Source organism: Serratia sp. CY37869 (assembly GCF_052168895.1).
Lineage (GTDB): Bacteria > Pseudomonadota > Gammaproteobacteria > Enterobacterales > Enterobacteriaceae > Serratia > Serratia ureilytica.
This window is the reverse complement of the sequence record NZ_JBJNLU010000002.1, coordinates 897,636-921,025: the sequence shown is the minus strand read 5'-3', so window position 1 is coordinate 921,025 and position 23,390 is coordinate 897,636. Positions and strand designations below refer to the sequence as shown.

The 23,390-nt window shown below is 58.4% G+C and carries 17 protein-coding genes; 5 read left to right on the top strand and 12 right to left on the bottom strand.

The features are described 5' to 3' along the window. Positions 1 to 2: 2 nt before the first annotated feature. From lpxK to ansB, 9 genes are all read right to left on the bottom strand, one after another. Complete coding sequence (lpxK, locus tag ACJ8J1_RS14740; protein ID WP_033642564.1) at positions 3 to 983, bottom strand: tetraacyldisaccharide 4'-kinase; 981 nt, start codon at positions 981 to 983, stop codon at positions 3 to 5. Then, a complete protein-coding gene (gene msbA / locus ACJ8J1_RS14735) occupies positions 983 to 2,731 on the bottom strand; it encodes a lipid A ABC transporter ATP-binding protein/permease MsbA (protein WP_033642563.1) in 1,749 nt (582 codons plus the stop codon). The genes lpxK and msbA overlap by 1 nt, the downstream gene beginning before the upstream one ends. A 35-nt stretch (positions 2,732 to 2,766) precedes the next feature. Next, a complete protein-coding gene (locus tag ACJ8J1_RS14730) occupies positions 2,767 to 5,043 on the bottom strand; it encodes a ComEC family protein (protein ID WP_405053041.1) in 2,277 nt (758 codons plus the stop codon). 269 nt (positions 5,044 to 5,312) lie between these two features. After that, on the bottom strand, positions 5,313 to 5,597 hold the full coding sequence (ihfB, locus tag ACJ8J1_RS14725; protein ID WP_004928264.1) for an integration host factor subunit beta: 285 nt from the start codon (positions 5,595 to 5,597) through the stop codon (positions 5,313 to 5,315). A gap of 62 nt (positions 5,598 to 5,659) precedes the next feature. Continuing rightward, on the bottom strand, positions 5,660 to 7,333 hold the full coding sequence (gene rpsA / locus ACJ8J1_RS14720; RefSeq protein ID WP_004928267.1) for a 30S ribosomal protein S1: 1,674 nt from the start codon (positions 7,331 to 7,333) through the stop codon (positions 5,660 to 5,662). 184 nt (positions 7,334 to 7,517) lie between these two features. Next, positions 7,518 to 8,207: a (d)CMP kinase gene (gene cmk, locus ACJ8J1_RS14715; protein WP_004928270.1), complete on the bottom strand. Its 690-nt coding sequence runs from the start codon at positions 8,205 to 8,207 to the stop codon at positions 7,518 to 7,520. A 258-nt stretch (positions 8,208 to 8,465) separates the two neighbouring features. Further along, positions 8,466 to 9,752, bottom strand: a complete 1,287-nt coding sequence (gene aroA / locus ACJ8J1_RS14710; RefSeq protein WP_033642562.1) for a 3-phosphoshikimate 1-carboxyvinyltransferase — start codon at positions 9,750 to 9,752, stop codon at positions 8,466 to 8,468. 113 nt (positions 9,753 to 9,865) lie between these two features. Further along, complete coding sequence (gene serC / locus ACJ8J1_RS14705) at positions 9,866 to 10,951, bottom strand: 3-phosphoserine/phosphohydroxythreonine transaminase (RefSeq protein ID WP_033642561.1); 1,086 nt, start codon at positions 10,949 to 10,951, stop codon at positions 9,866 to 9,868. 302 nt (positions 10,952 to 11,253) lie between these two features. After that, positions 11,254 to 12,300, bottom strand: a complete 1,047-nt coding sequence (gene ansB / locus ACJ8J1_RS14700; RefSeq protein ID WP_033642560.1) for an L-asparaginase 2 — start codon at positions 12,298 to 12,300, stop codon at positions 11,254 to 11,256. A gap of 148 nt (positions 12,301 to 12,448) precedes the next feature. On the opposite strand from ansB, the gene ycaO reads away from it, so the two are divergent. From ycaO to pflA, 4 genes are all read left to right on the top strand, one after another. After that, a complete protein-coding gene (gene ycaO / locus ACJ8J1_RS14695) occupies positions 12,449 to 14,212 on the top strand; it encodes a 30S ribosomal protein S12 methylthiotransferase accessory factor YcaO (RefSeq protein ID WP_033642559.1) in 1,764 nt (587 codons plus the stop codon). 459 nt (positions 14,213 to 14,671) lie between these two features. Next, entirely contained in the window at positions 14,672 to 15,532 is an 861-nt protein-coding gene (gene focA / locus ACJ8J1_RS14690) for a formate transporter FocA (RefSeq protein WP_019454548.1), read from the top strand. 54 nt (positions 15,533 to 15,586) lie between these two features. After that, a complete protein-coding gene (gene pflB, locus ACJ8J1_RS14685; RefSeq protein WP_004928286.1) occupies positions 15,587 to 17,869 on the top strand; it encodes a formate C-acetyltransferase in 2,283 nt (760 codons plus the stop codon). Positions 17,870 to 18,149: 280 nt separating this feature from the next. Further along, a complete protein-coding gene (pflA, locus tag ACJ8J1_RS14680; RefSeq protein WP_031299859.1) occupies positions 18,150 to 18,890 on the top strand; it encodes a pyruvate formate lyase 1-activating protein in 741 nt (246 codons plus the stop codon). Positions 18,891 to 18,941: 51 nt separating this feature from the next. On the opposite strand, the gene ACJ8J1_RS14675 is transcribed toward pflA, so the two are convergent. Continuing rightward, positions 18,942 to 20,093 (bottom strand): MFS transporter, encoded by a 1,152-nt coding sequence (locus tag ACJ8J1_RS14675; protein WP_033642558.1) that lies wholly within the window; start codon positions 20,091 to 20,093, stop codon positions 18,942 to 18,944. A gap of 163 nt (positions 20,094 to 20,256) precedes the next feature. On the opposite strand from ACJ8J1_RS14675, the gene ACJ8J1_RS14670 reads away from it, so the two are divergent. Next, on the top strand, positions 20,257 to 20,622 hold the full coding sequence (locus ACJ8J1_RS14670; RefSeq protein ID WP_033642557.1) for a DUF1801 domain-containing protein: 366 nt from the start codon (positions 20,257 to 20,259) through the stop codon (positions 20,620 to 20,622). Positions 20,623 to 20,676: 54 nt separating this feature from the next. On the opposite strand, the gene serS is transcribed toward ACJ8J1_RS14670, so the two are convergent. Both serS and ACJ8J1_RS14660 read right to left on the bottom strand, forming a co-directional pair. Then, positions 20,677 to 21,969: a serine--tRNA ligase gene (serS, locus tag ACJ8J1_RS14665; protein WP_033642556.1), complete on the bottom strand. Its 1,293-nt coding sequence runs from the start codon at positions 21,967 to 21,969 to the stop codon at positions 20,677 to 20,679. Positions 21,970 to 22,078: 109 nt separating this feature from the next. Then, a complete protein-coding gene (locus tag ACJ8J1_RS14660) occupies positions 22,079 to 23,365 on the bottom strand; it encodes a replication-associated recombination protein A (RefSeq protein WP_050594446.1) in 1,287 nt (428 codons plus the stop codon). Positions 23,366 to 23,390 lie beyond the last annotated feature (25 nt).

Sequence of the window (23,390 nt, the reverse complement as noted above, 5' to 3'; positions counted from 1 at the left end):
GATTACTTAGACAGCAGGGACTCGATATCCTGCAGCAGTTGCTCAGCCTGAGCGGACGGTAGCACCGCATCAACCGGTAGATACCACCAATTGGGCTGGGCAAAGGCGCGACACTTCACCGCGTCCTTCTCCGTCATCAACAGCGTTTGATCTGCATTAACCAACGCCGCCAGCTGCGCCTGCTGATATTCCTGATGATCGGCAAACGCCACTTCCTGCACGACTTCGACGTTCAACTTTTCCAACGTCGCGAAGAAACGCGGCGGATGGCCGATACCCGCCATCGCCACCACGCGCGGCAGCTCGGCCACCGGGCGACGTTCACCGCTCAGCAGGTTCACCGCATCACGCGCCTGCAGACGCATGGCAATTTCCCCGGCCTGCGCCACGCCGCCATTGGCGACACGCGCATCGACGCTGCCAAGCCGCGCAGCGCGCTCGCGCATCGGCCCGGCCGGCAACCACCAGCCGTTACCGAACCGACGCACACCGTCGATGACCACCAGCTCGAAGTCACGCTGTAAAGCGTAGTGCTGCAAGCCGTCGTCGGTGATGATCACATCCAGCGGCTGTTGTTGCAGCAGAGCCTGCACCGCCTCGGCGCGCTTGGGTGCGATCGCCACGGGTGCCCCGGTACGCTGATAAATCAGCACCGGCTCATCACCCGCCTCGCGGGTCGACGTATTCTGACCCAGCACCAGAGGATAGACCGCCGACTTGCCGCCGTAGCCGCGCGACACCACCCCAACACGGTAGCCCCGTTGCTGCAGGTGCTCCACCAGCCAGATCACCATCGGCGTTTTGCCGTTGCCGCCGGCGGTGAGATTACCCACCACCACGACCGGCACCGGCGAACGCCAACTTTTACGCAGGCCGCAGCGGTAACTGAGGCGGATCAGCCAACTGAACAGGCCATACAGCCACGAGAGCGGCAATAGCGCCAGATAAAGCAGCGAACCGCCGGACCAGATGCGCTCAATCATTATTGACCAAACTGCATGCGGTGCAGCTGCGCATAGGCGCCCTGCCGCTCAAGCAACTCGGCGTGCTCACCGCGTTCGACGATGCGGCCGTCTTCCACCACCAGGATCTCGTCCGCCTTTTCAATGGTCGACAGACGGTGCGCGATCACCAGTGAAGTTCGGTCTTTCTGCAGTTCGTCCAGCGCGGCCTGAATGGCCCGCTCGGACTCGGTATCCAGCGCAGAGGTCGCCTCATCCAGGATCAGGATCGGGCAGTCACGCAGCAGCGCGCGCGCGATGGCGATGCGCTGGCGTTGGCCGCCGGACAGCATGACGCCGTTTTCACCGATCACCGTATCCAGGCCGTTTTCCATCTTGTTGATGAAGTCCATCGCGTACGCCATTTCGGCCGCTTTTTCGATCTGCTCGCGGCTGTATTCGCTCTCACGCGCATAGGCAATATTGTTGGCGATGGTGTCGTTGAACAGGTGCACGTTTTGCGAAACCAGGGCCACCTGATTACGCAGTGAGGCCAGGGTGTATTCGCGCAGATCGTGGCCATCCATCAGAATTTCGCCTTCCTGGATATCATAGAAACGCGTCAACAGGTTGGCGATGGTCGATTTCCCCGAACCGGAACGGCCCACCAGCGCTACGGTCTTGCCTTCGGCGATGTTCAGGTTGATATCACGCAGCGCCGGCGTTTCCTTGGACGGGTAGTAGAAGGTGACATTGCGGAATTCGATATCGCCTTTCGCGCGCTTCACTTCGCGGGTGCCGGTATCTTTTTCCTGTTCCATATCCAAAATGGAGAACAGCGTCTGGCACGCCGCCATCCCGCGTTGGAACTGGGCATTGACGTTGGTCAGCGACTTCAGCGGACGCATCAGCGCAATCATCGACGAGAACACCACGGTAATGGTACCGGCGGTCAGGGTTTCCATCACGCTTGGGAAGCTGGCGGCAAACAGCACGAACGCCAGCGCCAGCGAAGCGATCAGCTGAATGATCGGATCGGAAATCGAAGACGCGGAAACCAGCTTCATGCCTTGCTGACGCATGCGGTTGCTGACCGAATTAAAGCGCTCGGTTTCCACCTGCTGGCCGCCGAAGATCAGCACTTCTTTATGGCCTTTCAGCATCTGTTCGGCGCTGGTGGTCACCTGCCCCATCGTGTTCTGCATGTTCTTGCTGATGTTGCGGAAACGCTTGGACACCAGGCGAATGGCAATGGAGACGATCGGCGCCAGCACGATCAGGATCACCGACAACTGCCAGCTGTAATAGAACATCATGATGAACAGGCCAATGATCGAAGCCCCTTCGCGCACCACGGTCACCAGCGCGCTGGAAGAGGAGGAAGCCACCTGTTCGGAATCATAGGTAATGCGCGACAACAGGGTCCCGGTGGACTGTTGATCGAAGAAGGCCACCGGCATTCTCATCATGTGGCCAAACAGGCGGCGGCGCATCTGCATCACCACCATGCCGGAAACCCAGGAAATGCAGTAGCTTGAAACAAAGCTGGTTACGCCGCGCATCAACATCAGCGCGATGACGGCCAACGGCATCCACACCAGCACGCTGCTGTCGGTTTTTCCAAACCCATCGTCCAATAGCGGTTTAAGCAGAGACAGCATCAGCGTGTCCCCCGCTGCGTTCATAATCAACGCAATGGCGGCTACAATCAGCCCGGTCTTAAAAGGAGTGATCATCGGCCAGAGTCGACGGAATGTCTGCCAGGTCGAGAGATCTTTATCATTCATCATGCAAATACCAGCATCGGAAGAAATAGCGGCCTATTTTACTCATTATCACCCTCTACGCCAAACCGCTGATGGTACCAACGGGGCATTAATTGTTCGCGAAAGCCCTTAATTTGCCAATCGTTGTCGAAAAAAAGTACCGATAACTGGCCGGAGCGCGTCGTATCGCGCCATATAATGCCATTTGCCCGGTATCTGGCGACCACTTTACGCGCCGGCAAACGCCATTTGTTGTAACGAGATGCTGACGCCAATGCCGCCTGAGGATTAACCGCGCGCAGAAACGGCGGCGTGGAAGAGGTTCGGCTGCCATGATGCCCCACCTGCAACACCGTCGCCGCCAAGCGATCGCGCCGCAATCGGAGCAGCTGCGCCTCCGCCTTTTTTTCCGCGTCGCCGGTCAGCAGCAGGCTGTGTTTCCCGTCGTCGATACGGATCACGCAAGAGTCGTCATTGCCCGGCTTTTTACTCGTTTTCGGCGGCCACAGCACTTCGAATTGCAACCCCTGCCAGCGCCAGCGCTCACCGGCGACGCAGGGCAAGTGCCCCTCCCCGCGCATCGGGCTACGTATCGTAGCCCCTGGAAACGCCCGTCGCACCGTCGGCAGGCCACCGGTATGATCGAGATGATCATGGCTGATAATAATCTGTTCCAATTCAATCCCCCGCCAGTTCAACATTGGCAAAATATGCCGTTCGGCGGCGCTGCCGCCCGGCCAACGATCGCCGGTATCGTACAGTATTCCCTTGCCGTTTCGCTCAATGACCACCGCCAAGCCGTGCCCGACATCGAGCATATCGACTCGCCAGCGGTATCCCGGCTCTTTTTCCCGCCACAGCACACAGCATATCGCTATCGTCGCCAGCCCCGGTGCATAACGCCGCCACCAATGAAAGCGCCAACAGACGACGATGAGCCACCCCGCCGCGCTGGCCAGCAGCGAGGCAGCCCCCAGATCCACCCAACCGCGTTGGAGGTAATGCAGCGGCACAAACACCCAGTACAGCGTGAAGTCCGCCAGCCACCATAGCCCGTAGCTTAACGAGGGAAAGAAGCCAAATATCACCGCCAGCAAAATCAGCGGCACCGCCACCAATGAGACAATAGGTACCGCCCACAGATTGGCGGGTAGCGAGGTCAGCGTCAGGCCCAGAAACAGCGCGGCCTGCATCGGCACCAGCAGCAGCGTCATGCCGAGCTGAATATGCAGCCAGCGCACCGGCGCCCAATACCAGGCCGACCGGAATCGCTCACCGAGCGGTGCCCATTCAAACCAAAAAATCAGGCAACCTACCGCCAGCACCGATAGCCAGAAACTGTCTGACAATACCGCCAGCGGATCGCACAGCAAAATCAGCCCGATACACCATAGCCACACCTGCCAGGAAGAACAATGAACGCCACGCAGGCGCAGCAACATCCACAATGTCATGGCCAACACGGTACGCACCGCCGGCGGCTGGGCGCCCACCAACCAGACATAGATCAGCGTCGCCACCCAGCCCGCGACCAGGGGAAAACGATAGCCAATCAGATGGGAGGGCAGAAAAAACTGCAGCGCCCGCAGCGCAGCCCAGAACAAAATGGCGACCATCGCCACATGAAGCCCTGAAATGGCCATTAAATGCGCAATGCCGGTTTTCAGCATCAGCGTGCGTAAAGGCTGTTCCAGCGCGGTTCGCTCCCCAAACGCCAGCGCCAACAATACCGCCTTGTAACGCAGCTCACCGATGTTGGTTTCCGCATGGCTGATTATGCGCTGACGCAGGCTACAATCGCCATCCAGCAAACGGGCCTGCCTGACCAGGCCCGTCAACGGCTGGCGCTGTGCGATCGCCCAACGTTGGCTGTCGAAGCCCCCTTCATTGGGCTTGCCGTGCACCGGCCGCAAGCGCAGTTTCAATTGCCAACGCTGCCCGGCGCACAGCCGCTGCTGTTCCGGGGCCCATAGTGTGGTAAACATCAATGCAGGCGCCAGCCAATGGCCATCGATCCGCTCGATACGCATTAGCGTCTGCTTGCTGGCGGCCGGATTCAACGCGATGCTGCTTACCTGCACCACCGCCGTCACTTCCGGCCCGCGGCTCAAACGCTCCATTTGCCCTATCAGGCTTCCGGCATTGAAAACCGCCCACGCGAACCCCAACCCCAGGCAGGCCAAATAACGGCAGAATGGCCTGCGCGTACGCAGCAGTAAACAGACAACAAGCAAAAGCGGCCACAGCTGCCATTGCTCAGGCAACTGCGGTAAAACCAATAGCGGCAGGATGCCGCAGATAACGGCGAATATCGCCAGATCCAGCGAAATTTTGATCGCTTTTCTCCCATCGGCTCCGCCATGAGCAAAGACGCGTCACGGCAAGCAAGCAGGATCATTCAGGCGACACGTCGCCGCCAGCGGGCTTTAACGAAGATGCGCTGAACATGGCAGGATAAGAGAGATCTATGCAGGAGCCACATCGTAAATGCGGCGCAGTACGCAACTCGCTAGCATATCGCGGCGAATTGCAGGCAAAAAAAACGGCGCCTTACAGGCACCGTTTTATATTCTTTTCAAGCAACAACGCTATGAGCAGTCAGCGACTAGCCATAGATATTGGCGCGGTCACGCAACTCTTTGCCTGGTTTGAAGTGAGGAACGTACTTGCCGTCCAGCTCAACTTTGTCACCGGTTTTCGGGTTGCGACCTACACGCGGGGCACGGTAGTGAAGAGAAAAACTGCCGAATCCGCGGATCTCAATGCGTTCGCCCTCGGCCAGCGTAGCGGCCATGTGCTCAAGCATCTCTTTCACTGCATCCTCAACGGCCTTCGCCGGAATATGAGATTGCTGGCCAGCAAGTCTTTCAATAAGTTCAGACTTGGTCATAGTACCTCCAAGCTTTGCAGCTAAACTACCGTATCGGGGCGGTCAGAGACCGCCCCCCGTCATTACTCGCCTTTAGCCGCTTTGAAAGCTTCAGCCATTGCGTTAGAGAAGTTGCCTTCTTCCTGTTTGTTGTTAACAGTTGCGATGGCGTCTTTCTCGTCAGCTTCGTCCTTAGCACGTACGGACAGGCTTACAACGCGGTTCTTACGGTCAACGCCGGTGAATTTAGCTTCAACTTCGTCACCTACGTTCAGAACCAGAGTTGCATCTTCAATGCGGTCGCGAGAGGCTTCAGATGCACGCAGGTAACCTTCTACGCCGCCTGCCAATTCAACTGTAGCACCTTTGGCGTCAACTGCAGTGACTTTACCAGTAACAATAGCACCTTTCTTGTTCATAGACAGGTAGTTATTGAACGGGTCTTCAGCCAGTTGCTTCACGCCCAGGGAGATACGCTCGCGCTCTGCGTCAACTTGCAGAACAACCGCAGCGATTTCGTCGCCTTTCTTGTATTCACGTACTGCTTCTTCGCCTGCAACGTTCCAGGAGATGTCAGACAGGTGAACCAGGCCGTCGATGCCGCCGTCCAGGCCGATGAAGATACCGAAGTCAGTGATAGACTTGATTTTACCTTCAACGCGGTCGCCCTTGTTGTGGGTCTCTGCGAACTGCTGCCATGGGTTGGATTTGCACTGCTTCAGGCCCAGGGAGATACGACGACGTTCTTCATCGATGTCCAGAACCATCACTTCCACTACGTCGCCCACGTTAACAACTTTGGACGGATGGATGTTTTTGTTGGTCCAATCCATTTCAGAAACGTGTACCAGACCTTCAACGCCTTCTTCGATTTCCACGAAGCAGCCGTAATCAGTCAGGTTGGTTACACGGCCAGTCAGCTTGGTGCCTTCTGGGTAACGTTTCGCGATAGCAACCCATGGATCTTCGCCCAGCTGTTTCAGGCCCAGGGATACACGAGTACGCTCGCGGTCGAACTTCAGCACTTTAACAGTGATTTCATCGCCAACGTTGACGATTTCGCTTGGATGCTTAACGCGCTTCCAAGCCATGTCAGTGATGTGCAGCAGGCCGTCTACGCCGCCCAGATCAACGAATGCACCGTAGTCAGTGAGGTTCTTAACGATACCTTTAACTTCCATGCCTTCCTGCAGGTTTTCCAGCAGTTGATCGCGCTCAGCGCTGTTCTCGGATTCGATAACCGCACGGCGAGAAACGACAACGTTGTTGCGCTTCTGATCCAGCTTGATGACTTTGAACTCAAGCTCTTTGCCTTCCAGGTGCAGAGTGTCACGTACCGGACGCACGTCAACCAGGGAACCTGGCAGGAACGCGCGGATGCCGTTCAGCTCGACGGTGAAGCCACCCTTCACTTTGCCGTTGATAACACCGGTTACAGTCTCAGCTTCTTCGTAGGCTTTTTCCAGCGTGATCCAAGCTTCGTGACGCTTAGCTTTCTCACGGGACAGCAGGGTTTCACCGAAGCCGTCTTCAACAGCATCCAGAGCAACGTCAACTTCGTCACCAACCTGGATTTCCAGCTCGCCCTGGGCGTTTTTGAATTGCTCAGCCGGGATGGCAGACTCAGATTTCAGACCGGCGTCAACCAGTACGATATCTTTGTCGATAGCAACAACGACGCCACGAACGATGGAACCCGGGCGGGTTTCGATTTCTTTTAAGGATTCTTCAAAGAGTTGAGCGAAAGATTCAGTCATGTTGTTAATCTTCAGGGTTCTTTAGTTTAACGTCCATTTAGCGTCCCGCCGAATGGGGTTGTTTCACATACCCCGCCATTGGCTCCATGCCGACAGGGTTTAAGGTTACAGGGGTAAAATTTTACCCGATATATTGCGATACCGCTATGACAAATATGACAAAAAGCCAATAGCGCCGCCGCGCTTATTGCTGCGGCAACGCCAACACTTTCTGTGCATACGTCAACGCCTGCCGGATCACTTCTTCAATCGACATGCTGGTAGAATCCAGCACGAGGGCGTCAGAAGCGGGCACCAGAGGCGCGATAGGCCGATTACGGTCACGGTCGTCCCGTTCCTTTATCTCGGCTAAAAGACGTTCAAAGTTAACATTAAAGCCCTTTTCCTGCAACTGCAGCATGCGGCGGTGCGCGCGCTCCTCCGAGCTGGCGTCGAGGAAAATCTTGACCGGCGCGTCCGGGAACACCACCGTGCCCATGTCGCGGCCATCGGCAATCAGGCCGGGGGCCTCGCGAAACGCGCGCTGGCGGCGCAGCAGCGCCTCGCGCACGCGCGGAAACGCCGCCGCTTGCGACGCGGTGTTGCCGACGGTTTCGGTGCGGATCTCATTGCTGACGTCCTCACCTTCCAAAATCACTTGCAGCTTGCCGTCCTGGGCAACGAAGCGAACATCGAGATGTGCGGCCAGCGGAACCAGCGCTTCCTCAGAAGTGATATCCACCTGATGATGCAACGCCGCCAGCGCCAGCACGCGATAGATCGCGCCGGAATCCAGCAAACGCCAACCAAGGGACTCGGCCAACGCTTTACACAGCGTGCCTTTGCCTGCGCCACTTGGTCCATCAACGGTTATCACCGGGGCTGTAGCCGTCATTTCTCTCTCCTTCAGGTAGAAAACCTCACAGAGACACGGCGCGCTTCGACTCGAAGCCCGGGCGCTCTGTCACCTGCCCAATCAGGGGCAAATACGGTGGCGTATTATACGCTGCCCTACGGCGATCTGTTACCCTGGAACTGTCCGGTTGTTGAAAATAAGCGCACAACCGCGAAAAAGTATAGAAGAAACGCCGGTCGCCGGGGGTTAAAAACGATAAAGGCCCGCAAAGGGGCCTTAAAAGAAATGATCTGACGGTTACGCCGGCTGGCTGATGCGCGCCAGCTGTTCGAAATAGTCCGGGAAGGTTTTCGCGGTGCACTTCGGATCGAGGATCGTGACCGGGGTATCCGACAGCGCCACCAACGAGAAGCACATCGCCATGCGGTGATCGTTGTAGGTGCCGATCTCGGCGAACTGCAGCTTGGCCGGCGGCACGACGTGAATGTAGTCTTCGCCTTCGTCCACTTCCGCCCCCACTTTACGCAGCTCGGTGGCCATCGCCGCCAGACGGTCAGTTTCCTTTACCCGCCAGTTGTAGATATTGCGGATGGTGGTCGGCCCCTCGGCGAACAGCGCCGCGGTGGCGATGGTCATCGCCGCATCCGGAATGTGGTTCATGTCCATATCGATGCCGCGCAGTTCACCGCGGCTGCACTCGATAAAATCGTCGCCCCAGGTGATGCGCGCCCCCATCTTCTCCAGCACATCGGCAAACTTGGTGTCGCCCTGCACGCTTTTGCGGCCGATGCCGGTCACGCGCACGGTGCCACCTTTGATCGCCGCCGCCGCCAGGAAGTAGGACGCGGAAGAAGCGTCGCCTTCAACCAGATAGTCGCCCGGCGCGATATACGTCTGGCGCCCCTGAATATGGAACACCCGGTAATTGTCGTGGCTCGCCGATACGCCGAAGGTGCGCATCAGGTGCAGCGTGATGTCGATGTACGGCTTGGAAACCAGCTCGCCTTTGATGTGGATTTGCGTATCCTGCGGCGCCAGCGGCGCGGTCATCAGCAACGCGGTCAGGAACTGGCTGGAGACGCTGCCGTCAACGGTGACGTCGCCGCCCTGGAAGCCGCCACGCAGGCGAATCGGCGGGTAATCGGTCTGCTCGAGGTAATCAATCTGCGCCCCGCCCTGGCGCAACGCGTCCACCAGATGGCCGATCGGACGTTCTTTCATACGGGGTTCCCCGGTCAGCACCACATCACCTTCACCAAGGCACAGCGCCGCCGCCAGTGGTCGCATCGCGGTGCCGGCATTGCCGAGGAACAGTTCCAGCGGCTGGTCGGCCACCAGCGGCCCGGCCACGCCGGTCACTTCACACACGGTGCGGTCGGCGGAAAGCTGGTAGTTCACGCCCAACGCCTGCAGCGCATTCAGCATATGACGCACATCGTCGCTGTCCAGCAGGTTGGTCAGCCGGGTCGTTCCCTCCGCCAGCGCCGCCAGCAGCAGAGCGCGGTTAGAAACGCTCTTCGAGCCGGGTAAGTTGACGGTGCCATTGACCAGGGCGACCGGTTGTAAAGTCAGGGAATCCACCATGTGAACAAAACTCTCCAATTCTGATAAACGAAACGGCTCCGGAATAATGCCGGAGCCGCTTTAATGCAAAAGGACAACAGCTTGGTCAGCCCGCGCCCGGCGAGCTGACGGGATCAACCGTGACGACGCTCGAAATCGGTCATAAAGTCGGTCAGCGCCTGTACGCCGGCCAGCGGCATCGCATTGTAAATAGAAGCGCGCATACCGCCAACTACCCGGTGGCCTTTCAGCGCCTGCAGGCCGATGGCCTCGGCTTCGCTGAGGAACACCTTATCCAGCGCCGCATCGGCCAGCTGGAACGGCACGTTCATCCACGAGCGGTTGGCGATCGCCACCTGGCTGCGGTAGAAGTCGGATTTATCGATGGTCGCGTACAGCAGCTCGGCCTTGGCCTGATTGCGTTTTTGCATCTCCATCAGGCCGCCCTGCTCTTTCAGCCATTTGAATACCAGCCCGGACAGGTACCAGGCGAAGGTCGGCGGGGTGTTGAACATCGAATCGTTCTCGGCCAGCACAGTGTAATCGAGGATAGACGGCACTTCTTTGCGCGCCTTGCCCAGCAGATCGTCGCGCACGATCACCAGCGTCAGGCCGGCCGGGCCGATATTTTTCTGCGCGCCGGCGTAAATCACGCCGAAGCGGCTGACGTCGAGCGGGCGGGACAGAATGGTCGAGGAGTAATCGCCGATCACCACTTTGTCGCCGAAGTCCGGCGTTTCATCGATGGCTACGCCGTCGATGGTTTCATTTGGGCAATAATGCACGTAAGCCGCGTCGTTGCTCAGCTGCCACTCTTTCATCGGCTTGATGCCGCTCAGGCCGTCGATGCGGGTTTTCACGTCGATGACGTTCGGGGTGCAATACTTTTCCGCTTCCTTGATGGCGCTATGCGCCCAATAGCCGCCGTCGATGTAGTCGGCGGTGGCCTTGTCGCCCAGCAGGTTCAGCGGCAGCGCGGCGAATTGCGCGCGGGCGCCGCCGTGGCAAAACAGCACTTTATAGTTGGAGGGGACTTTCAGCAGATCGCGCAGATCCTGTTCCGCCTGCTCGGCAACGGCGATGAATTCTTTGCTGCGGTGACTGATCTCCATCACTGACGTTCCCAGGCCGTGCCAGTTGCACAGTTCCTGTTCCGCACGACGCAACACTTCCACCGGCAGCATCGCCGGGCCAGAGCTAAAATTATAAACCTGAGTCATTTCCCCTCACCACATTCACTGTTCGCCGCAGAAAAGCGACCTGTCGAAAAGACGCCCGAAGTTAACGCTCGCGTTAACCAACCCTTCGGTTTTATCACTCACGCCCCATGGCTGCAACGCTTATTCGCCCGCCGGCGGCAAACAGGCGCACCGGGTGATGACAGGCTCTGCGGTCGGCGCGTTTTTTTGGACGATAAAACCCTGCGACATGGGGAAATTCAGCGGGTTAACGCGGTGTTTTATGCTGTATTCAGCCGAGATGGCTGCGGGAGCCCGGACGGCCCCCGCAGGAGAGAAAACGATCAGTACTGATTGAACATTTGCTGGATCTGCTTCGCATCTTTGGTTTGCGTCAACGCCAGCTGCAGCAGAATGCGGGCCTTTTGCGGATTCAGCGTGCCGGCGGCCACGAAGCCGTACTTGGCGTCGTCCACTTCCGCATCCTCCGTGGTGGCGCCGGTCGGCACGCGCGAAGAACGCACTACCGCCACGCCGCTGTGCGCCGCCGTCGCCAGGGTGTCGAACACGGTTTTATACAGGTTGCCGTTGCCGACCCCGGCGCTGACGATGCCCTGGTACCCTTCGGCGATCAACGCCTTGACCGGCGCATCGGAGGCGTTGGCGTAGTTGTAAATGATGCCGACCTTCGGCAGTTCGTTCAGCTTGCTGACGTCGAACGGCGTCTCCCGGGTGTGCTTGCGCTGTGGCGAACGCTGATAATCGATCTTGCCGTTGTGGATATACCCGAGCGGGCCGAAGTTCGGCGACTGGAAGGTTTGCACGGCGGTGGTGCTGGTTTTGGTGACATCCCGTGCGTCCAGCACGCTGTCGTTCATCGCCACCAGCACCCCGCGGTTGGCCGATTGCGGATCCGCCGCCGTCACCACCGCGTTATACAGATTGAACGGGCCGTCGGCGCTCATCGCCGTCGCCGGCCGCATCGCCCCGACCAGCACTACCGGCTTGTCGCACTTCACCGTCAGATCGAGGAAATAGGCCGTCTCTTCCAGAGTATCGGTGCCGTGGGTGATGACGAAGCCGTCGGTTTTGCCGCAGTCGGCGTCAATTTTCTTCGCCAACGTCAGCCAGACCTGATCGTTCATGTCCTGCGAGCCGATGTTAACCACCTGCTCCCCCTGCACGTTGGCGATGTTCTTCAGCGCCGGCACCGCATCGACCAGCGCCTCGACGCCCAGTTTGCCCGCGGTATAGTTGGATTTCGTCGCCGAATCGCCGCCGCCGGCGATGGTGCCGCCGGTCGCCAGCAGGGTGATGTTGGGCAGCGCCAGCGCCGAGGCGCTGACGCCGGTCAACAAAAGGGTTAACACGCTGAGTTTCACTGATTTCATTAGATTTCTCCGTGACAGATAACTCGCTGAATTATGGCCTTTATCCTTAAAAAAACTGTGACTTTGCCGCCGCTTTAGGAATACGTGGAGCTCCAGCGTAAAACCCCGTATCATTGCGCGTTTTTAGTACGCGCAAAAAGTGAAGACAATGACGCAAACTTTTATCCCCGGTAAAGACGCCGCCCTGGAAGATTCCATCGCCCGTTTCCAGCAGAAACTGAGCGATCTCGGTTTCAACATCGAAGAAGCCTCCTGGCTGAACCCGGTGCCGCACGTATGGTCGGTGCACATTCGCGATCGCGATTGTCCGCTGTGCTTCACCAACGGCAAAGGCGCCAGCAAAAAAGCCGCGTTGGCCTCTGCGCTGGGTGAATATTTCGAGCGCCTGTCCACCAACTACTTCTTCGCCGATTTCTATCTGGGCAAGCAGATCGCCGAAGGCGACTTCGTACACTACCCGAATGAGAAATGGTTCCCGATCCCAGCGGACGATGCGCTGCCGGCCGGCATCCTCGACGAGCGTCTGCACGCCTTCTACGATCCGCAACAAGAGCTGAGCGCCAGCGATCTTGTCGATCTGCAGTCCGGCAATGCCGATCGCGGCATCTGCGCGCTGCCGTTCACCCGTCAGTCCGATCAGCAAACGGTATACATTCCGATGAACATCATCGGCAACCTGTATGTTTCCAACGGCATGTCCGCCGGCAACACCGCCAACGAAGCGCGCGTGCAGGGCCTGTCGGAAGTGTTCGAGCGCTATGTGAAAAACCGCATTATCGCCGAATCCATCAGCCTGCCGGCGATCCCGGACGAGGTGCTGAACCGCTACCCGGGCGTGGTGGAAGCCATCGCCAAGCTGGAGGAGGAAGGTTTCCCAATCCTCTCCTACGACGCCTCGCTGGGCGGCAACTACCCGGTGATCTGCGTGGTGCTGTTCAACCCGACCAACGGCACCTGCTTCGCCTCGTTCGGCGCGCACCCGGACTTCGGCGTGGCGCTGGAGCGCACGGTGACCGAACTGCTGCAGGGCCGCAGCCTGAAAGATCTCGACGTGTTCACCGCGCCGACCTTCGATGACGAAGAAGTGGCGGAACACACCAACCTGGAAACGCACTTCATCGACTCCAGCGGTCTGATCTCTTGGGATCTGTTCAAGCAGGACGCGGACTATCCGTTCGTTGACTGGAACTTCAGCGGCAGCACGCAGGAAGAGTTCGCCACCCTGATGAGCATCTTCGACAAAGAAGACGCGGAAGTGTACATCGCCGACTACGAACACCTGGGCGTCTACGCTTGCCGCATCATCGTGCCGGGCATGTCCGATATCTACCCGGCGGAAGACCTGCTGCTGGCCAACAACAGCATGGGCGCGCACCTGCGCGATACGCTGCTGGCGTTGCCGGGCAGCGAGTGGGAGCCGGAAGAATACCTGGCGCTGATCGAGCAGTTGGACGACGAAGGGCTGGACGATTTCACCCGCGTACGCGAACTGCTGGGCATTGCCAGCGGCAAAGACAACGCCTGGTATACCCTGCGCGTGGGCGAGCTGAAGTCGATGCTGGCGCTGGCGGGCGGCGATCTGGATCAGGCGCTGATTTGGACCGAATGGACGCAGGACTTCAACGCCTCGGTGCTGAGCCCGGCGCGCAGCAACTACTACCGTTGCCTGCAAACGCTGTTGCTGCTGGCGCAGGAGCCTGAGCGCGAAGCGGCGCAATACTATACCGCGTTCGTGAAAATGTACGGCCAGGAAGCGGTGGACGCGGCCTCGGCCGCCATCAGCGGTGAAGAGCGCTTCAACGGGCTGTTCGCCGTCGATGCCGATCTGAAGGCGTTGCCGGCCCATCAGGCGCTGCTGGCGGCCTACGAGAAGCTGCAGGCGGCCAAGCGCCGTCACTGGGCCAAGGCCTAATCGCCATTGGGGGTACCGCCACTTTTGGGGTACCCTCCCGGTCAAACGCCGCACTCCGCTGCGGCGTTTTCATTTTGCGGTTTATTTCAACGCATTCTGTTTTATTTTCCCGCAGGAAAATAGGCGGTTAAACGAGCATAAGAATAAATAAACCGGCGATTGTTGCCGGACGGTGAAATAATAATTAACCGATAATTAAACTTTCAGCGACGAACGGCGACAAAACGCCTAAAAATTTAACTTTGACACCCTCGGCACACCGGGTGAATTCAAAAAAAATTGCAAACATTAAAAAATTGTTTTTTGTTTAAATTCAATTAATTAGACATAAAAACCACACTAAAAACATGCCATTTTGGTGCTCTACTTCCCCGCCTTATGATCCAAATCAAATTTTCCCCTATACTGCTTTGCTAGTATCTCATTGCGTTGTTTTAACCCTTAAGAGCGAGAGTTAGTTTGAAAACTGACAGCCCATTCGATCTGATTTTACCTGCGGCAACGGCGAAAATCGCTGAAGATGCCGGCGTGTATAAAGCCACCAAACATCCGCTGAAAACGTTTTATTTGGCGATCACCGCCGGTGTCTTCATTTCCATCGCCTTCGTTTTCTACATTACGGCGACCACCGGCACCGCCGGCGTGCCTTTCGGGCTGGCGAAACTGGTCGGCGGCATCTGTTTCTCTCTCGGGTTAATGCTGGTGGTGGTGTCGGGCGCCGACCTGTTCACCTCTACCGTGCTTATCGTCATCGCCAAGGCCAGCGGCCGCATCAGCTGGGGCCAACTGGGCGCCAACTGGCTGAACGTTTATCTCGGCAACCTGGTCGGCGCGCTGTTCTTCGTGGCGCTGATCTGGTTCTCCGGCGAGTATATGGTCGCCAACGGCCAGTGGGGCCTGAATGTTCTGCAAACCGCGGACCACAAGCTGCATCACACCTTTATCGAAGCCGTCTGCCTCGGCATTCTGGCTAACCTGATGGTCTGCCTGGCGGTCTGGATGAGCTACTCCGGCCGTACCCTGACCGACAAGATGCTCGCCATGGTGCTGCCGGTCGGTATGTTTGTCGCCAGCGGCTTCGAACACAGCATCGCCAACATGTTTATGATCCCTATGGGCATCGTGGTCAAACACTTCGCCACGCCGGAGTTCTGGCAAGCCGTAGGGGCGGTACCTGAGCAATTCGCTCATCTGACAGTAAGCAACTTCATCATCGACAACCTGATTCCGGTCACCATTGGTAACATCATCGGCGGCGGTCTGCTGGTTGGGTTGACTTACTGGGTAATTTATCTGCGCGGGGGCCGCGAACAGCACTAAGCTGTGAGTTACCGCGCGCAGAGTTAGAAATCCACAATCAAAGGTAGGTGTACAATGACCGAACTTAACGAGAAATTAGCCAACGCTTGGGAAGGTTTCAGCAAGGGTGACTGGCAGAATGAAGTCAACGTTCGTGACTTCATCCAGAAAAACTACACGCCTTATGAAGGTGACGAATCCTTCCTGGCTGGCGCAACTCAAGCCACCACCACCTTGTGGGACAAGGTTATGGAAGGGATCAAACTGGAAAACCGCACTCATGCGCCGGTTGATTTCGACACCAACGTTGCTTCAACCATCGTTTCTCACGACGCGGGTTACATCGCCAAAGAGCTGGAAACCATCGTGGGTCTGCAGACCGACGCCCCTCTGAAACGCGCGCTGATCCCGTTCGGCGGCATCAAAATGGTCGAAGGTTCGTGCAAAGTGTACGGCCGCGAACTGGATCCGCAGCTGAAAAAAGTGTTCACCGAATACCGTAAAACCCACAACCAGGGCGTATTCGACGTTTACACCAAAGACATCCTGAACTGCCGTAAATCCGGCGTGCTGACCGGTCTGCCAGACGCTTACGGCCGTGGCCGCATCATCGGCGACTACCGCCGCGTGGCGCTGTACGGCATCGACTTCCTGATGGCCGACAAGCTGAACCAGTTCAAATCGCTGCAGGAAAAACTGGAAAACGGCGAAGACCTGGAAATGACCATCCAGCTGCGCGAAGAGATCGCTGAACAGCATCGCGCTCTGGCTCAGATCAAAGAGATGGCCGCCAAATACGGTTACGACATCTCCGGCCCGGCCACCAGCGCCCAAGAAGCGGTGCAGTGGACCTACTTCGGCTACCTGGCCGCGGTGAAATCCCAGAACGGCGCCGCCATGTCCTTCGGCCGCGTGTCCACCTTCCTCGACGTGTTCATCGAACGCGACATCAAGGCGGGCAAACTGACCGAAGAGCAAGCGCAGGAACTGATTGACCACCTGGTGATGAAACTGCGTATGGTGCGCTTCCTGCGTACCCCTGAGTACGATGAACTGTTCTCCGGCGACCCAATCTGGGCGACTGAATCCCTGGCCGGTATGGGCGTCGACGGCCGTACCCTGGTCACCAAAAACAGCTTCCGCTTCCTGAACACCCTGTACACCATGGGGCCGTCTCCGGAGCCGAACATGACCATCCTGTGGTCTGAGAAGCTGCCGCTGAACTTCAAGAAATTCGCGGCGAAAGTGTCCATCGACACCTCTTCCGTACAGTACGAAAACGACGACCTGATGCGTCCTGACTTCAACAACGATGACTACGCCATCGCCTGTTGCGTCAGCCCGATGATCGTCGGTAAGCAAATGCAGTTCTTCGGCGCCCGCGCCAACCTGGCGAAAACCATGCTGTACGCCATCAACGGCGGCGTTGACGAGAAACTGAAAATGCAGGTCGGCCCGAAAGAAGCGCCGATGATGGACGAAGTGCTGGACTATGACAAAGTCATGGCCCGCATGGACCACTTTATGGATTGGCTGGCCAAGCAGTACGTGACCGCGCTGAACATCATTCACTACATGCACGACAAGTACAGCTACGAAGCTGCGCTGATGGCGCTGCATGACCGTGACGTTTATCGCACCATGGCTTGCGGCATCGCCGGTCTGTCCGTTGCGGCCGACTCCCTGTCCGCCATCAAGTACGCGAAAGTCACCACCATTCGCGACGAAGACGGCCTGGCTATCGACTTTAAAGTGGAAGGCGAGTATCCACAGTTCGGTAACAACGACGCCCGCGTCGATGACATCGCCTGCGACCTGGTGGAACGTTTCATGAAGAAAATTCAGAAACTGCGCACCTACCGCAACGCGGTACCGACTCAGTCCGTACTGACCATCACCTCCAACGTGGTGTACGGTAAGAAAACCGGTAACACCCCGGATGGCCGCCGCGCAGGCGCACCGTTCGGCCCAGGTGCCAACCCGATGCACGGCCGTGACCAGAAAGGTGCAGTCGCCTCCCTGACCTCGGTAGCCAAACTGCCGTTTGCCTACGCGAAAGACGGGATCTCCTACACCTTCTCCATCGTGCCTAACGCGCTGGGTAAAGACGACGACGTGCGTAAAGCCAACCTGGCGGGCCTGATGGATGGTTACTTCCACCATGAAGCCTCCATCGAGGGCGGCCAGCATCTGAACGTCAACGTAATGAACCGCGAAATGCTGCTGGACGCGATGGAAAATCCTGAGAAATACCCTCAGCTGACCATCCGCGTCTCCGGTTACGCCGTGCGCTTCAACTCGCTGACCAAAGAGCAACAGCAGGACGTCATTACTCGTACCTTCACTCAAACGATGTAATAACGCCGACCGGGCGGGAAACCGCCCTGTGCCAACGTCAGGGCCGGTTCTGCCGGCCCTTTTCTCCCACCGCTCTCCCCTGACTCTGTACGAGTCTGTTTTGCCGGACATCTATACTGAAATGGATAGCCGGCAAAACAGTTATCCGGCAACTGACCGGCCGACAGGCATCATTACCCCCGGTGGCGGATCCCCGCCGCTGCATCGCAGATACCTGGCCGGCGGCCACGCGCCTATTTTTAGACTGCGTTTGACAGTCCATATTGGAGAAAACCCCGCAATGTCAGTAACTGGTCGCATCCACTCCTTCGAATCCTGCGGCACCGTCGATGGGCCCGGGATCCGCTTTATCGTCTTCTTCCAGGGCTGCCTGATGCGCTGCCTCTATTGCCATAACCGTGACACCTGGGACACCCACGGCGGCAAAGAAGTGACCGTCGAAGAGCTGATGAAAGACGCGGTGGCCTACCGCCACTTCATGAACGCTTCCGGCGGTGGCGTGACCGCGTCCGGCGGCGAGGCGATCCTGCAGGCTGAATTCGTGCGCGACTGGTTCCGCGCCTGTCATGCCGAAGGCATCAACACCTGCCTGGACACCAATGGCTTCGTGCGCCGCTACGATCCGGTGATCGACGAATTGCTGGACACCACCGATCTGGTGATGCTGGATCTGAAACAGATGAACGACGAGATCCACCAGAATCTGGTCGGCGTCTCCAACCACCGCACGCTGGAATTCGCCCGCTATCTGGCGAAACGCAACCAGCGCACCTGGATCCGTTACGTGGTGGTGCCGGGCTGGTCAGACGACGATAAATCGGCGCACCTGCTGGGCGAGTTCACCAAAGACATGACCAACATCGAGAAAATCGAGCTGCTGCCTTACCACGAGCTGGGCAAGCACAAATGGATAGCGATGGGGGAAGAGTACAAACTGGACGGCGTACATCCGCCGAAGGCCGAGACCATGGATCGCGTCAAAGGCATCCTGGAAAGCTACGGCCACAAAGTGATTTACTGACTGACGCAGCGCCAAAGAAAAAACCGGCTCATGGCCGGTTTTTTTTTATGCTCAGGCGGCGGCGAACGGCGTGTGATGGCGATCCGGCTTCTGCTTTTTCAGCAGCATCAGCAGGTAAACCAACGCCACGGCGGCTATCATCACGAACAGCACGCGGTCGGAATAGTTCTGCATCAGCAGCGCCGTCATCGATGGGCCCAGCAAGCTGCCGATGGTATAACTCATCAGCAGCGCCTGGTTCATCGCCACCAGTTCGTGCGGCATTGCCTTCTCACAGGCCCAGGACATCGCCACCGGATACAGGGTAAAGCCGGCGCAGCCGAGGATGAACAGTGAAGGCGCCATGGCGTAGTTGCCGAGCATCGCCACGCTGGCGAGGATCACCACAAACACCTGAATGCGCAGCACCAGCAGGCGCCCGTAACGATCGGCCAGGCGCCCGACAGGCCATTGGCCGACGATGCCGGAGCTGACCAACAGCGCCATCCAGTAGCCGACGTTAGCGTCGCTCATGCCCTGATGAGAGAGATACAGCGGCATCAGGCCATACAGCGAGCCGAGCACGATGCCGGAGATGATGCAGCCGTTGATGCCCAGGCGCGCGCTGCGGCGTCTCAACATTGTCCATACCGCCGCCTGCTGCGGCTCGTCTTCATGGCGGTTGACCCGCGCAAACAGCATCGGCAGCATGGCGCTGATCACGATCGCGGTCACCCACGGCACCACGTGCAGCAATTCGGTCGAGGTCATGCTCAACAGTAACTGGCCGGTCACCGTACCGAGGTAATAGACAATCATATAGGCCGCCAGCAGCTGGCCACGGTTGCTCAAATTGCCGCTGCGCAAAAGCGCGCTCTCCACGATCACCCAGATCCAGGCACACCCGACGCCGGCGAAGAAGCGCCAGCCCAGCCAGCTCCAGAAATCGATCGACAGCACCATGCCGGCGGTCGCGGCGGCGAACAGCAAACAAGAGAGATGATAGCTGCGGGTGAAGCCAACGCGCTGGATCAGTTTGCCCGCTACCAACGTGCCCAACAGGTTGCCGCTGAAATAAGAGGAGCTGACCATACCCACTTGCCAGGTCGACAGCTGAGCATGGGTTAACCAAAGCGGCACTAACGTATTCAAAACGGCAATGGATACCGTGAGCAGCAAGAGGCCGCAGAGCAATAAGAGCACCGGGCGGGAGTAAGCGGACATAGTGAAATTGTGACCGAACGCGCAATGAGAGTGCGCGCATCATGCCACTGGCGATAAAAAAGTCAATCGCCTCTTATCATTCCAGCGCACGATTTGTTTCCGGCTAAGCGGCTGAAAAAGCGCTATGCTCAGCGCAGAGCGGATTTAACGACGGAGAAGCGAGATGATTCAGGCAAATAATGCGGCGGTCGAGACCTTGCTGGCAGACATCGGCAGCACGCACGGTGAGCTGCTGGAGATCGTACAACAGGTGCGTCGGGTCGCCACGGCGAGCGGCAGTGGCATCACCGAATCGGTCAAATACGGCGGCATCATGTTCTCGCATACTCAATTTTTCTGCGGCGTTTTCGCCTACCGCAATCACGTCACGGTGGAATTCGGCCAAGGGCACCGACTGGAAGATCGCTATCAGCAACTTGAAGGCAACGGCCAATATCGGCGGCACATCAAGCTCCACACGCCCGCCGAAGTGAAAAGCAAGCACCTGGCGGACTACATTAAACAGGCCTACGCGCTGGCGACAGACTGAATTTCCAACATAAAAAAAAGCGCCCGCAGGCGCTTTTTTCAAATGCTTTGCCGTTTAACCGATGTATTCCAGGCCGCCCATATAAGGACGCAGCACTTCAGGCACCTGAATGCGACCGTCGGCCTGCTGGTAGTTTTCCAGCACCGCTACCAGTGTACGGCCGACCGCCAGGCCGGAGCCGTTCAGCGTGTGGACCAGACGCGGCTTCTTGTCGGCCTTGCTGCGGCAGCGAGCCTGCATGCGGCGCGCCTGGAAGTCCCACATGTTGGAGCAGGACGAGATCTCGCGGTAGGTGTTCTGCGCCGGCAGCCACACTTCCAGATCGTAGGTCTTGCAGGCGCCGAAGCCCATGTCGCCGGTGCACAGCAGCACCTTGCGGTAAGGCAGGTTCAGCAGCTGCAGCACTTTCTCCGCATGTCCGGTCAGCTCTTCCAGGGCATCCATCGAATCTTCCGGACGGACTATCTGCACCATTTCGACCTTGTCGAACTGGTGCATACGGATCAAACCGCGGGTGTCACGGCCGTAAGAACCGGCTTCCGCACGGAAGCATGGCGTGTGTGCAGTCATCTTCAGCGGCAGAGTTTCCTCTTCCACGATCTCGTCGCGCACCAGGTTGGTCAGCGGCACTTCCGCCGTTGGGATCAGCGCGTAGTTGCTGCTGTCGGCTTCTTCTTCCAGCGGGCGGGTATGGAACAGGTCTTCGCCGAACTTCGGCAGTTGGCCGGTGCCGTACAGCGTGGCGTGGTTGACCAGGTAAGGCACGTAGGCCTCCAGGTAGCCGTGCTGTTCGGTGTGCAGATCCAGCATGAACTGGGACAGCGCGCGGTGCATGCGGGCGATTTGCCCTTTCATCACCACGAAGCGCGAACCGGTCAGCTTAACCGCGGCGGCAAAATCCAGCCCGCCGGCCATTTCGCCCAGATCGACATGATCGCGCACCGCGAAGTCGTATTGGCGCGGTTCACCCCAGCGGGTGACTTCCAGGTTTTCGCTGTCGTCTTTACCGTCCGGCACGGCGTCGTCCGGCAGGTTAGGCAGCGTCAGGGCATAATCGCGGATCTCGCTCTGCAGCGCATCCAGTTCCGCCTTGGCGGCATCCAGCTTGTCACCCAGCTCGTTCACTTCGCGACGCAGCGGCTCGATGTCTTCCCCACGCGCTTTGGCCGCGCCGATGGATTTCGATCGGGAGTTGCGTTCCGCTTGCAGCGTTTCAGTTTCTACCTGCAGAACTTTGCGGCGTTCTTCCTGCGAACGCAGCAGATCCAGATCGAGTTTAAAGCCTCGGCGAGCCAGTTTGACGGCGACTGCGTCTAGCTCATTACGCAGCAGATTGGGATCGAGCATGCTAATCCTGTGCTTGTTGTTATTGAAAGAAGTGTTGTTGTTCTATGCGGCTGATTTATAGCCGCATAAAAGAAGAGTGATACCCGCTAACCTTACCGCAACGGCCACGCTAGCGGTAGCGTTTTGTCGGGCTATTTTGATCCTGCTCAGCCAGCCATGCCAACTTTTCGCCGATTTTCCCTTCCAGCCCGCGCGAGGTCGGTTGATAGTAGCGCGTGTTGGCCATTTCGGGCGGGAAGTAGTTCTCGCCGGCGGCGTAGGCGTTGGGTTCGTCGTGAGCGTAACGGTATTCCGCCCCCAGCCCCATTTCCTTCATCAGCTTGGTCGGCGCGTTGCGCAAATGCTCCGGCACGTCATAATCGGCCTGCTCTTTGGCGTCGCGCATGGCGGCCTTGAACGCGGTGTAAACCGCGTTGCTTTTCGGCGCGCAGGCCAGGTAAACAATCGCCTGCGCAATGGCGCGCTCGCCCTCCGCCGGCCCCACGCGGGTGAAACAATCCCAGGCGGCGATCGCCACCTGCATGCCGCGCGGATCGGCGTTGCCCACGTCTTCAGAGGCAATCGCCAACAGACGGCGCGCCACATAGAGCGGATCGCCGCCGGCGGTAATGATGCGCGCATACCAGTACAGCGCGGCGTCCGGCGCCGAACCACGCACCGATTTATGCAGCGCGGAAATCAGGTCGTAATAACGGTCGCCCTTGTTGTCGAAGCGCGCGCTGCGCTCGCCCGACACCTCCTTCAGCAGCTCCGGCGTCAGCACCCGTACGCCTTTGGGGTCGAGTTCCGCCATGTCCGCCATCATTTCCAGGCTGTTCAGCGCCCGGCGCGCATCGCCCCCCACCAGCTCCGACAGCAGGCGGCGCGTTTCCGCCGGCAGCTCGACGTTCTGGCCGCCAAAACCGCGCGCCTTGTCGTTCATCGCCTGATCCAGCACCTGGCCGATGTCTTCGGCGGTCAGCGCCTTCAACAAATAGACGCGGGCGCGCGACAGCAGCGCCGAGTTCAGTTCGAACGAAGGGTTTTCGGTAGTGGCGCCGATAAAGGTGATAGTGCCGTCTTCAATGTGCGGCAGGAAGGCGTCCTGCTGACTTTTGTTGAAGCGGTGCACTTCATCGACGAACAGAATAGTGCGACGGCCGGCGTCGCGGTTTTGCCGCGCCCGCTCGATCGCCTCGCGGATCTCCTTGATCCCGGAGGTCACGGCGGAGATCCGTTCGACGTCCGCCTGACCGTAACGGCCGATCAGCTCTGCCAGCGTCGTCTTCCCTGTGCCCGGCGGCCCCCATAAAATCATCGAGTGCAGCTGCCCGGCCTCGATGGCGCGCGGCAGCGGCTTGCCGGCGGCCAGCAGGTGCTGCTGGCCGATATACTGCGCCAGCGTGGTCGGCCGCATACGCGCGGCCAACGGCTGGAACTCG